The 11,780-nt window shown below is 50.5% G+C and carries 10 protein-coding genes and 1 pseudogene; 3 read left to right on the top strand and 8 right to left on the bottom strand.

Annotation, left to right across the window (positions count from 1 at the left end; genetic code table 11):
* The first annotated feature begins 279 nt into the window (after nt 1-279).
* Nucleotides 280-1,437 carry an alanine racemase gene (alr, locus tag B3W37_RS14740; RefSeq protein ID WP_483176253.1) on the top strand — a complete coding sequence of 386 codons (1,158 nt, stop codon included), beginning with the start codon at nt 280-282 and terminating at the stop codon, nt 1,435-1,437.
* 45 nt (nt 1,438-1,482) lie between these two features.
* Here the strand turns inward: alr and B3W37_RS14735 are convergent, their stop codons facing one another.
* On the bottom strand, nt 1,483-2,841 hold the full coding sequence (locus tag B3W37_RS14735; protein ID WP_483176252.1) for a VanW family protein: 1,359 nt from the start codon (nt 2,839-2,841) through the stop codon (nt 1,483-1,485).
* Nucleotides 2,842-2,897: 56 nt separating this feature from the next.
* On the opposite strand from B3W37_RS14735, the gene B3W37_RS14730 reads away from it, so the two are divergent.
* On the top strand, nt 2,898-3,737 hold the full coding sequence (locus B3W37_RS14730; RefSeq protein ID WP_483169838.1) for a DMT family transporter: 840 nt from the start codon (nt 2,898-2,900) through the stop codon (nt 3,735-3,737).
* 8 nt (nt 3,738-3,745) lie between these two features.
* On the opposite strand, the gene B3W37_RS14725 is transcribed toward B3W37_RS14730, so the two are convergent.
* From B3W37_RS14725 to B3W37_RS14715, 3 genes are all read right to left on the bottom strand, one after another.
* Complete coding sequence (locus tag B3W37_RS14725) at nt 3,746-4,231, bottom strand: GNAT family N-acetyltransferase (protein WP_483169839.1); 486 nt, start codon at nt 4,229-4,231, stop codon at nt 3,746-3,748.
* A gap of 244 nt (nt 4,232-4,475) precedes the next feature.
* A complete protein-coding gene (locus tag B3W37_RS14720) occupies nt 4,476-5,585 on the bottom strand; it encodes a pyridoxal phosphate-dependent aminotransferase (RefSeq protein ID WP_483176251.1) in 1,110 nt (369 codons plus the stop codon).
* Between the two features lie 100 nt (nt 5,586-5,685).
* Entirely contained in the window at nt 5,686-7,242 is a 1,557-nt protein-coding gene (locus tag B3W37_RS14715; protein ID WP_483176250.1) for a class I adenylate-forming enzyme family protein, read from the bottom strand.
* Nucleotides 7,243-7,712: 470 nt separating this feature from the next.
* Between B3W37_RS14715 and B3W37_RS14710 the strand changes: the two genes are divergently transcribed.
* Complete coding sequence (locus tag B3W37_RS14710; protein WP_483169842.1) at nt 7,713-9,056, top strand: acetyl-CoA hydrolase/transferase family protein; 1,344 nt, start codon at nt 7,713-7,715, stop codon at nt 9,054-9,056.
* Between the two features lie 130 nt (nt 9,057-9,186).
* Here B3W37_RS14710 and B3W37_RS14705 read toward each other — a convergent pair whose 3' ends face one another.
* From B3W37_RS14705 to B3W37_RS14690, 4 genes and pseudogenes are all read right to left on the bottom strand, one after another.
* Complete coding sequence (locus B3W37_RS14705; protein WP_483169843.1) at nt 9,187-9,969, bottom strand: energy-coupling factor transporter transmembrane component T family protein; 783 nt, start codon at nt 9,967-9,969, stop codon at nt 9,187-9,189.
* Nucleotides 9,962-10,837, bottom strand: coding sequence for an ATP-binding cassette domain-containing protein (locus tag B3W37_RS14700; protein WP_483176249.1), 876 nt, complete (start codon nt 10,835-10,837; stop codon nt 9,962-9,964). The genes B3W37_RS14705 and B3W37_RS14700 overlap by 8 nt, the downstream gene beginning before the upstream one ends.
* Nucleotides 10,838-10,841: 4 nt before the next feature.
* Entirely contained in the window at nt 10,842-11,387 is a 546-nt protein-coding gene (locus B3W37_RS14695) for a biotin transporter BioY (RefSeq protein ID WP_483176248.1), read from the bottom strand.
* A gap of 88 nt (nt 11,388-11,475) precedes the next feature.
* A pseudogene (locus B3W37_RS14690) lies at nt 11,476-11,780 on the bottom strand (biotin--[acetyl-CoA-carboxylase] ligase); the annotation flags it as partial.

The following is an 11,780-nucleotide window of genomic DNA, read 5'->3' as shown; positions in this document are numbered from 1 at the left end:
GGAGGACTTGTGAGTTTCAATTAATATACTGTGGGGAGGTCGGCTCAAGCCCGGCCATCACTCCATAATCATTAAGTCCCCACCGATATGGAGGGGCTTGCTGTTTTCTGATGCCAGCCATGGCATCTACCAGGAGGTGGCAGGTGCCTTTCTATCTTTACACTTCCTCACCCGTCCCTTCCAATAACTCACGGTTTTAATATCTTCAATCAGGCCATATCTTTACATAACAACAGTTATGGCTTCAGCAGATGAATAGATAATGAGTCCAAGCGGATTATGAGGGGTGAGCTGGTGCAATACATCAGGCCGGTATGGGCTGAGATCAGTTTGGATAATCTGGCCTTTAATGTTAGACAAATCAGGGCTCTGATAGGCAGCCGGGTCAAGATAATGGCGGTGGTAAAAAGCAATGCCTATGGTACGGGTATTGCCGGGGTCGTCGGCCCACTGCTGGAAGAGGGCATCGATATGTTTGGGGTTGCCATTCTGGATGAAGCTATCTTTATCCGGGAAAGGCAGCCGCAGGTGCCCATCGTGGTGTTTGGGTACACTCCCTTTGAATATTCCCGGCTGCTGATTGAGCACCGCATAACCCAGACGGTTTATTGCAGGGAACAAGCCCGGGCATTATCCAGGGCTGCCCGGAAAATGAACCAAAAAGCCGGTATTCACGTCGAGATAGATACCGGGATGGGAAGACTGGGTTTTCCGCCTGCAAAGAATGCTGTAGATACGATTGCCGAGATGGCTGAGATGCCTAATTTATTTATCGAAGGCATCTATACTCATTGCCCCTATACCAACGAAAGAAATCATGCCGGTTATTCATTTACCATGGAACAATTCCAAAAATTCAATTACGTGGTAAAGAGCCTGGAAGAGAGGGGAGTGGCGATCCCTGTAAAACATATATGCAACAGCTTAGGCACGGTCTATTATAAAGAATTGCACCTGGATATGGTGAGGGCGGGGATTATTCTTTATGGCTCATACCCGGAATTTCAGGACCGCTTGCCCCTGAAACCGGTTATGGCTTTGAAGGCTCAGATAGGTTCTGTTAAGAGGATCGCAGCAGGGGAGAACATAAGCTATGGCCGGACTTTTACCACTCGGCGGGAAACTCTTGTCGCCACCCTTCCGCTGGGATACGGAGACGGCTACAACCGCTTGCTGTCCAACCGGGGGGAGGTACTGGTCAAAGGCAAGCGGGCCCCGGTAATAGGCACTATCTGCATGGATCAGTGTATGGTAGATGTAACCGATATTCCCGGGAAGCTCGAGATTGGTGAAGAGGCGGTTCTGATAGGGCGGCAGGGGGATGAGGAAATAACCATTGAGGAAATAGCCCAAATAATCTGCGGGTTTATAAACTACGAATATATGGTTCTGATTCAGGCCAGGGTTCCCCGGATTTACACCCGGAACGAGCCATGACTGCTTCGCGGGAAACGCCGCCAACAACTTATTTCTCAGATATAATTAATGGTCTTTTTTCATCTCGAAGGGCGAATACCTGTCAACCGAGAGCTTCACCTCAGCTTCTTTTTCATCCCCCCGGTAAACCGTCTTCCAGACTTCAACCAGATAGCCGGGATAGCCTACCATTTCGTCCTCTGTTCCCTGGCCTGATTTGGAGTCTGCTTTTCTCCCCGGCGGAGGGGGAAATGTTTTCAAAACCCGGGTGGTTATTTCTACTCTCTCATTTAGCGGCCTTCCAAAGAACCGGATGGTTAATCGATCGTCAACCACCTCCGTGGTAATCAAAATGTGATGGTCTTTATTATTGCGAAAGGACAGATCTTTGTATGGATAACAGACAGTGGCGTCCCTGCCGGGTTCGATATACGGTACGGTAAGCTGGTGGCTGTGGCGTTCCACGATTTCCAGGTTGGACAGCAGTGCGGCATTATATAATGTGGAGGAAATCTGGCAAAGCCCTCCTCCTATCCCCGGGACCAGCTGCCCGCCGATTATTATATTGGCCGGTTTATAGCCTTTTCCTGCTGTCGCGTTGCCGATGAGGCCATTGAAAGAAAAGACTTTGCCGGGTTCCAGCAAGTAATTGTTTATTCTGGATGATGCCAGCCGGATATTGTGTACCCGGGTCTCAAGGGTAGCGTCAAAACTGGTGGTAAAAGAGGTCATGAGCTGCTCGATCCCCTTTTCCTGCAGAGAAGAGATAGTTATCCGGGGGGCGTTTTTTTGGGCATAAGGGGTAATGATTTCAAGTGGACTGTGTGCTTGAGCCAGGTTTTCCCGTATGGCTTGTTCTATATCATCATGATTAAAACTGTAGCCGAACCTTTCAGGTATCAATTCGGCCTGGCCATTGGCATCAACTTTAAAATACGCATTCTCCGGCTTGCCGCTTAGTTTATAAACCAGTAAATCAATATTTTGCAGCAGCAGCTCTTCATCGATGCGGTACTTAAACGGAACAAACACCTTTTCCCGTTCAATTCGCAAAAAGTAAAAATATTTTTGAAACCAGGGCTGTCCTGAACTTAGCTGACAGCCGTACTGAAATATCTGTTCATAGTCAAGCTCTATCCCCATCTCTTTTAAAGGGACAGATACTGCCTGACCTTCCGGCCCGATGAAAGTAAACCGGGCAGCGTGCAGGGTTGCTCCCACCTCTTGCCGGGTTTGGCCTCCCAGGTAAATATCCTTAAAAAATACCCCTGCACTGACCCGGTTGATTCCGCCCAGATATCCGGCTATTACTAATAGAGAGATCAGCCCCGCAAGTATATAATAGCGATTGAGGCGTCTGCTTTTTTTCCCGGCCATTTTAACCACCTGAAACAGTATATAGATAAAAAAAGACAATATGCCCATATGGGAATTAACATATAAAAACCCCCGCTGACATAATCAGTTAGCAGGGGGTTTTTATGGGAATTAAGCTGGGGTACCTGGAAATATTTGCGGCGGCTTTCATCTGGGGGACTATTGGGGCATTTACCCGGTGGAGCGGGCTTACTCCTTTAGAACTGGCTTTTTACCGGGTATTAATCGCTGCCATAGCCCTGTTCTTGATACTGCCCCGCAGGGAACGCTTGCTTTTACTGCATACCCGGCACGGCCCTTTGATCGTTTTAGCGGGAGTGCTTTTTACTCTGGATATTCTCTTGTTTTTTTATGCTATTCATTTAACTTCGCTGAGCAATGCCGTACTCCCGTATAATATGCAGCCGCTGTTTATGGTTCTGCTGGCCGCGTTGCTACTGGGTGAAAAAATGCAGGGCAGATACATCTTTGCTCTTGTCCTGGCGGTGCTCGGTGTGGGAGTGCTGCTTGCGCCTGCTTTGATCCATATTTCTTATACGGATATAACCGGAATCAGTTATGCTTTGATAGGGGCCTTCTTACTGGCTGTTATCGCTGTCATAGCCAGAATAATCAACATTCAATCCATTACTTTCGTCTATTACCAGATGCTTATCGCTACCATCTGTTTGTTCCCATTCATGAGAGTAAAGAGTGTTATTGATTTCAATACCATTGCCATGGTTTTGATCATTTCGTTAGTGCACACAGCTTTTGCCTATATCGTCTATTATGATGGTTTGAAAACGGTGAGTATGCAGCATGTGGTGGCTTTATCTTACCTGACCCCTTTTGTGGCCGCCTTAACCGGCTCTTTTCTGTTTCAGGAAGCCATTACGGTTTTCACCGTGGTCGGCGGGCTAATTATCATTATTAATGGGGCCCTGGTAGTTTTTCGAACTTAGAATGATTGTTATAACCAGTTCCATACCACGATGGCATCCTCTCCGTTTTTGAAGAAGTTTTCACACCTCCCTATTTCATGCCAGCCCAATCCTCTCAGAAATCTCAACTGCGGTTCATTCGATACCCTGACTTCGCCGGTGAACCATCTGGCGCCGTGCTTTTTGGCTACAGCATCGGCGGTTTTCTGGATGACGGTGGCCAGGGCCTCCCTTCTGTAGCCGGCGTGCACCGCCATACTTATGGTGTGGGCCGCAGCTAAAAAGTACTGAAAACCTATGTAGCCTATGACTTGTTTTCCATCTCTGACCACTATATAACAGGTGTGCGGTTCTTGAATCAACTGAGTCAGCTTTGTTATAGTCAGAGGCTCAGGGAAGAACCCGGTTTCCAGTGCAACAATCTGTTCGATATCATCGGGGTGCAGCCAGTCGATTTGGTAGTCCCGGTGTTCCCGGGGGACTTGTTCATAGCCCGGCAAATCATTAATAGACAAAATCTACATCCTTCCTTTCGGCAGCGTTCATAATAAATCAGTACTTAAACCCTTTTCAAAAAGCCCTTGTAGCGTTGAATCCAGGAAGCGCGGGAATGAGGAGCAACGCAGTCAGGAGGTCATAACCACAGTTGCCCCCGGCGGATTAACACGTTTCATCCCGCTTTCCCCCAAGTCACCCCTTCAAAACCATGCTGAAGGGAGTTTAATGCCTGATTTTTTCAGGTCTCTCATATAGTTGCCCTTACTGCCGGCCGTCGATCACATCGACCAGGCGCTGTACCCCCTCCGCCAGGGCTTCATCCTCCAGCGAAAAAGTCAAACGGATATGGCCGGCTCCCCCCGCTCCAAAAGCCGACCCGGGAACAACCGCCACTCCATGGTCTAATAGCAGATCCACTATTTTTTCATCATCTAAGCCATGAGGCAGTTTGGGCAACAGATAAAATGCGCCCTGGGCGTTTTCAGTTCTGAGGCTCTTGGAAGCGGATAGAATATTCCAGGCTATATCGCGTTTTCTTTGCAGGGTGCGGATCAGTTCTTTAGAATAACTTTCAGGTGCGGTCAATGCCGCCAGAGCAGCTTTTTGAATAATGGTTGAAACATTGGTGCAGCTGTTCTGGACTAATATGTCATAATTTTTGGCGATATGCTCCGGGGCAGTCACCCAACCGATACGGAAGCCGGTCATCACAAACCCTTTGGAAAAGGTGTCGATAACCACGGTGCGATCGCGTAATTCTGTATAGTAGGAAAGCGACTGGTGCTTAAAGGGCTCAAAAACAACCCTGGCAAATATCTCGTCGGAGACGATGGTCACGTGAGGGTGTCTCAACAAAACTTCGGCAATCTCTGCAGTGTTCTCAATCAATTGTCCATTAGGCCTTTGGGGGGTATTGAATACGACCAGTTTGGTTTTGGGGGTAATGAGCCTATCCATATGCTCGACATCCACCCGGCGGGGATCCTCAAATCTTAAATATTTGATAACCGCCTTCTGGTACCTGGCCCAGAATTCATCGGGCGGATATCCCGGGTCAGGCATTATCACCTCGTCGCCGGCATCCAGGAAGAGCAGGAAACTCGCCGCAATAGCAAACTTAGCCCCCGGGGTGACAATGATTTCTTCCGCTTTGGTGTCCCTTCCCCGGCTGCTCATTTCTACGGCCAATGCTTCTCTGAGCTCTGGAATGCCGGGGCCTGGTGAATATCTCACCTTTCCGCTCTTCACCGAGTCCCTGACGGCCTCAATGGCCTCCTCAGGCGGTTTGAATTCAGGCGAAATGTAGTCTCCTTTCTCCATGTGTATAAATTTTTTGCCCAGCTCCCTTTCAATTTTCTCGGTTTTCCTCATTGTCGACCATTGAGGCGGAAGCTCAAAGTGCGCCAATCGTGTGGTTTCCATAAGAACATCCCTTCTTTTTTAGAATCTCAAATTTTATAAAAATATCCTTTTATCCGTTCAACTGCGGCAGCAACAGGCTCCTTATCCTGGAACGCAATATCTTGCCGGTCGGTGATTTGGGGATTTCGTTTACATAAATATACTGCCTGGGCCGCATAAAGCGGGGAAGACCGGAGGAGGCGAGGCAGAACTCATCGAGCGCAGCATCGTCAAGATCAAGGCTTGCGGGAACAATCACTGCGGTGATCTTTTCTCCCCACCGTTCGTCTGGAAGTCCCACTACCGCAGCGTCACTTACCTGCGGATGCGACAGCAGCACCGCCTCGACTTCCTGAGGGTAAACGTTCTCGCCGCCGCTTATTATCATGTCATCCAGTCTTCCCTTAAAAAACAAGTCGCCTTCCTCGTCCAGGCAGCCCAGGTCGCCGGTAAAATACCAGCCCTCTCTTATGGAACGCTCATTGGCGTCCGGCCGGTTCAAATACCCGCAAAAGGCCTGGGGGGAATCGGCTTGAACGATTATTTCTCCTACTTCCCCGGGAGGGACTTCTTCACAGGGCAAAACCTTTCTGGAAGCTTCCGCAGCTACGATCCGGATATGGCTGTGCAGTGCGGGCCGGCCGCATGAAGCCGGCTTGCTTCTCAGATCTGGATTAATAGTGATGGCATGCATTTCGGTACTGCCGTACTGATTGACGAAGACTTCAGGATTGATAGTCCTAAAGCATTGTTCGACTAAAGGCTGGGACATGGGCGCACCTGCAAAGGCCAGCTTTTTTATACTGCTCAGTCTCTTGGTATCGAAATCTGACTGCGCAGTGAGGTCATAATAAACCGTCGGTACCAGATAAAGTGCGGTCAGCCGTTCCTTTTCGATACAGTCCCTACAAAGCGCGGCATCGAAATTCGGCAAAACTACCGCAAGGCCATTGAGAACCACCATGCTCAGCAAACAGTGCAGCCCCATGGTATGGAAGAAAGGCATAACGCCCAGGGTCCGCTCGAATGGGGTCCAGCGGTGCTGGATAATCAAGGCCAAAGCGGCATAATAATCGCTGCGATGCGTTCTCTGTACACCTTTAGGCCTGCCCAGAGTCCCGGAGGTATATAGAATAGTGCCCACGGAGCCGTCATCTCGTGTGATTTCCGGCGGATAGCCGCGGGGATATGCTGTTAAGTGGCTAAAAGTCGTCTTTCCCGCAGTATGAAAGACCTCCATGTCTAGCGGAACAGCGGCAGCATTATGGCGGCTGGAGGGCAGGGCATTGATAACCTGGGCAGAAGTGGTTTCGTCGTGGAATATTAAGCGGATTTCAGCATCATTTAAGGCATGGGCTATCTCGGTATTTTTCCAGCGCGTGCTCAAGAGTACGGCGGTTAATCCGGCCTTATGAGCCGCAAAGTATGCGGTTATGGCCGGTTCGCTGTTTCTCGCACAAATGGCGATGCGTTCCCCGGGTTTGAGGCCGAGTCTCCTCAATCCCCAGGCAACCGAATTGATTCTCTGATTCCATTCTTCATAGGTAAAACGCCTGCAACCATCAATAATTGCTTCAGCTCGAGGATAACGTTGGCTGGCAAGCTCAATTACCGTAGCCAGATGCATCCAGTTACTCCTCCTGCAGTGAAAATAGAATATACATCATACTATTCATATCAGTCTTAACTGTGTTCACTAATAGCATCTGATTAAGTAAATATCACAGGGAGAAAGGAGGGCGAAACAGAAACCGCCCCAGGAATGGCCCGTCAGCTCCAAAGAAAGTTCCCATCCCAATTCAACAAAAGCTTGGCATGTCAGTTATATTAAACCTGCCATCTCACCAGCGAAGATGGCAGGAGTTTGCAGATTACTGTCGAACCATGACATAGTGAAATAATTATCGAAGTGACCGCAAAACCCGATTATAGCAACTCGTGACGACAGCGTATCCAAAGATAAAAGCACTGGCCAAGTGTAGAGATTGGTATGCGCTGTTTCCCTCAAAAGGTTAATCGACCAGGTATACTTGGGCTGAATGAGGCCCGGACGCCCCGGTTCGGCATGCGGTTCAAATGAGGAGGAGAGATGGGAAAATGAACTACGTTGAAGAGTACAGCCGCAAGCTGGTCAGTGCCGATGAGGCCGTGAAATGTGTCAAATCAGGTGACAGCGTACTATATGGTGAGTTCGTTATGATCTCGCAATGGCTCGATGCCGCCCTGGCCCGGCGTAAGGAAGAATTGTTCGAGGTCAAGGTACGCGTTACTACCTGCCCGTTTGCTCCCCAGGTGGTGCAAGTGGACCCTGAACAGGAGCACTTCATCTATAGCGACGTGCATTTCAGCAGCGCCAGCCGCAAGCTGCACGACCAGAACCTGTGCTATTACATCCCGTTGCACTATCACGAAATGCCTTCCTGGTATACCCGCGGGTTCATACCGATTGATGTGGCTATGCTGAAGGTCGGGCCCATGGACAAGCACGGATTTTTCAATATTGGTGCGGCCAATTCTTGCACTCCTTATATAGCCCGCACCGCCAAGATCGTAATCGCAGAAGTGAATAATTCCGTTCCCCGCTGTCTGGGGGGCAATCTTGAGATGCTGCATATCTCCCAGATAGACTATTTGGTTGAGGGAGACCACCGTCCCTTGTTACAGCTTCCCGAAATCAAACCCAATGGGACAGACCAGAAGGTGGCGGAAATCATCGTCAATGAGATCCCTGACGGAGGCTGCCTGCAGCTGGGCATAGGCGCCATGCCTAATGCCATCGGGGCTATGATCGCCGATTCCGATTTGAAAGACCTGGGCGTACACACCGAAATGCTGGTCGACTCTTATGTGGATATGTACGCAGCGGGGCGAATCACCGGACGGCGTAAACAGCTGGACAAGGAGAAGATGGTCTATACCTTCGCCATGGGCACCAATAAATTATACGATTTCCTGGATAACAACCCGGTCTGCGCCAGCTTCCCGGTGGACTATACCAATAACCCCGATGTGATCAAGAGGAACGATAATGTTATGGCCATTAACAACGCCATCGGGGTTGACCTGTATGGCCAGGTATGCTCCGAGTCCTCCGGGATTCGCCAGATCACCGGAACCGGCGGGCAGCTGGATTTTATCATCGGGGCCTATGAAGCCAATGGCGGCAAAGGCTTTATCTGCCTGAGTTCCACCATTGCCGGCCCGGACGGGAGTCTCATTTCGCGGATTGTCCCCACCTTGCCGGTAGGCGCGGCTATAAGCGTACCCCGGAACATCACTTCTTATGTGGTCACCGAATACGGCATCGTCAACCTGAAGGGCAAGTCTACCTATGAACGGGCTGAAGCCCTGATCAGCATCGCCCATCCGCAGTTTAGAGAAGAGCTGGTCAAGAGCGCAGCGGAGATGAAGATATGGCGCCGCAGCAACCGGATTTTATAAAGGCCTCCGATTTTGCGGGACAGAATTTTATGTATGGAAGCAACATCAGGCAAAGAATAAAAAGCAACGGTGTATGGGGTTAAATCATCCGCCATACACCGTTTTTTTACTGAGAAAAATACTGTAACATTCACCCCAGGTACCATAAGAACATGATAATGACTGCAATAAAGCCCAGGGCATAATAGTCGCTTCTGCTGAAGGCCAGTTCGCACAGGTAGGTTCTGGGGCCGGGCCGATACCCCCGCGCTTCCATGGCTTCCGCCAGCTCATCGGAGCGCCGTATGATGTTCAATGTTAAAGGAGTTGCAAGGTATACCGTCAGACGAATCTTATCAAGCGGGCTTCCGCATCTGAAATCGGCGCCCCGGGCCGCAGAGGCTGTTTGTATCTGCTGCAGTTCGTGCTGCAGCAGGGGGATGAATCTCAAGGCCATACTCACCATCAGCGCTATATTGTGGGAAGATATCCTCACTATCCTTAAGGGCCTTAAGAGGTGTTCCAGACCCATGGTGATTTCAGTGAGCGAGGTGGTCATGGTCAGGAGCGAGGCCGCCAGGATGAGCAGCACAAATCTGAATAATTGAGATGCCCCCAGATGAAGCCCTTCATAGCTGATCTTGATTGAATAGGAAGCCAGGGGCGCCAGGGGAGTGCCCGGGGTAAACAATATATAGACCAGGAACAGCATCATAAAGAAAGGCCATACCGGCCGGGTTGTGCGGAAAAGCTCAAACGGACCTATTTTCCCCATAAGGGCGGCCCCCAGGATCAATGCCCCCACCATAATCAGGCCGGGAACCTCAATGTGGAGAATCACCGGGCTCAAGGCCAGCACCGCGATCAGTTTAACCCGCGGATCGCTTCTATGCAGCGCTGATTCATGGTGTAAATACTGCCCTAAATCATGCATAGCCGCCTGTCCTCCGGGGCGCATAGTCTTCGTCAACCGCTGCTTCATGCGTAAGCCAGGAATTTATCTCCCCGGCGGCATCATCAACGGTTATGACCGGTTTCCCGGGGGTATGTCCGTATGCTTCCAACCTGGCCATCAGTTCCACGATAACCGGGGGAGCAAGGCCCATCGATTTCAGCCGCTCCCTTTCAGCCAGGACCTGGAAGGCGGGACCGTCGGCGACGATTTGCCCGCCGGCCATCAGCATGACCCGGTCAGCCCGCAGGGCCTCTTCCATGTTATGAGTGACCTGGATAACTGTAATATTCTGATTTTGCAGCTTTTTCAGTATAGCCAGGACTTTCTCTTTGCTGTTTGCATCCAGGGAGGAGGTGGCTTCATCCAGAACGATGTAGCCAGGGTCCATTGCCAGCAGACCGGCCAGGGCCAGCAATTGTTTCTCCCCGCCCGATAATGTGACTGGCGCGCGTTTCTCAAAACCGCTCAGGCCTACCATCTCCAGGGCTTTGCTCACCTTCAGCCGAACTTCGGCAGCGGGCAGACGAAGGTTACCGGGACCGAAGGCCACATCCTCTTCTACGCTCATTCCTACTATCTGATTGTCCGGGTTCTGAAAAACCATGCCCACCTTGCGTCTTATCTCGGAATGATTACGCTGTTCATGGCTTTTAAGGCCGTCGATGGAGACCTCACCCCCGGTAGGCAGGAGCAGGGCATTGAGGTGCCTTATCAGGGTGGTTTTGCCGCAGCCGTTGGGTCCGATGAGGGCGATATGTTCGCCTTCCCCTATACACAGATTAATGTTGTGCAAGGAAGGCGCCGTTTCCGGCTTATAAGTATAGCTTAAATTCTCTATTCTTATCATGAACTTATCCCCTAAGCGGAAGCTTATTCTTCAGCTTGACGGTCAGCATCGCGGCCGCCAGGAGTTTAATTGCCTCAGCAGCCGCGAATGGCGCCACGCCCACCAGTATGGCCTTCAAGGGGGGCAGGTGGGCGACCAGGGAAAGCTGAACGGTCCCCACGGTGTAAATCACCAGATCGCCGGCCAGTATAGCCATGGCGGTATAAAACAAACCGGCGTCTTTCCGGGCTTCCATTATTCTGCCGATGACATATGCCCCGGCGATGAAACCGATGAGATAGCCTCCGGTAGGTCCGAACAAAACCCCCAGACCGGCCTTGCCGCCGGCGAAAACCGGCAGGCCGATAGAGCCCAGGAGAACATATACAACCTGGCTCAGGGCCCCGGCGTAACCGCCCAGCAAAGTGCCGGCCAGGGCGGTAAAAAATGTCTGCAGGGTAAAGGGGACGGGCTGCAGGGGAATCACTATAAATGCCCCGATGGCGGTCATGGCCCCGAACATGGAAGCGTAGACCATTGAGCGCAAGGAACTAGAAGCTGATGAGGACATATCCAGGCCTCCTGTATGATAGGTTTAAAAATAATATAGTATAAGCCTGGAATTATTGTCAACCAAATCAGGTCAATAAGGTTAACAATTATTTATGGTTGTCACGGGGGGCTTTCAAGAATATCTCCCCGGACATTACATTATGGATATTGCCCATAACGTCGCGAACCGTCAGAAAGCCGTTGTTGTCGATATCGATAGCCCTGCCGGCAGTCACGCCGTTGACGCTGTCAAGCTTTATATCCCGGCCTATCACTACGGACAGCTCTCTGAATCTCTCTAAAATTAGGGAAAATTCTCCGCCGGTTAGTTGCCGATAGCGTTTCTCCAGTTGCAGCAAGAGTTCCTGCAGCAGTTTGACCCGGGAAACCGGATGTTTAACTTCTTCCCGGG

The sequence above is a fragment of the Syntrophomonas sp. UBA5494 genome (genome assembly GCF_002426325.1).
Note: the sequence above shows the minus strand (reverse complement) of the source record. Positions and strands in the feature narration are given on the sequence as shown.

Excerpts from the sequence above, each read along its gene's own strand:
- B3W37_RS14710 (WP_483169842.1), top strand. The coding sequence starts at position 7,713 with ATGAACTACGTTGAAGAGTACAGCCGCAAGCTGGTCAGTGCCGATGAG.
- B3W37_RS14730 (WP_483169838.1), top strand. The coding sequence starts at position 2,898 with ATGGGAATTAAGCTGGGGTACCTGGAAATATTTGCGGCGGCTTTCATC.
- B3W37_RS14720 (WP_483176251.1), bottom strand. The coding sequence starts at position 5,585 with ATGAGGAAAACCGAGAAAATTGAAAGGGAGCTGGGCAAAAAATTTATA.
- B3W37_RS14695 (WP_483176248.1), bottom strand. The coding sequence starts at position 11,387 with ATGTCCTCATCAGCTTCTAGTTCCTTGCGCTCAATGGTCTACGCTTCC.
- B3W37_RS14705 (WP_483169843.1), bottom strand. The coding sequence starts at position 9,969 with ATGCATGATTTAGGGCAGTATTTACACCATGAATCAGCGCTGCATAGA.
- B3W37_RS14700 (WP_483176249.1), bottom strand. The coding sequence starts at position 10,837 with ATGATAAGAATAGAGAATTTAAGCTATACTTATAAGCCGGAAACGGCG.
- B3W37_RS14735 (WP_483176252.1), bottom strand. The coding sequence starts at position 2,841 with ATGGGCATATTGTCTTTTTTTATCTATATACTGTTTCAGGTGGTTAAA.
- alr (WP_483176253.1), top strand. The coding sequence starts at position 280 with ATGAGGGGTGAGCTGGTGCAATACATCAGGCCGGTATGGGCTGAGATC.
- B3W37_RS14715 (WP_483176250.1), bottom strand. The coding sequence starts at position 7,242 with ATGCATCTGGCTACGGTAATTGAGCTTGCCAGCCAACGTTATCCTCGA.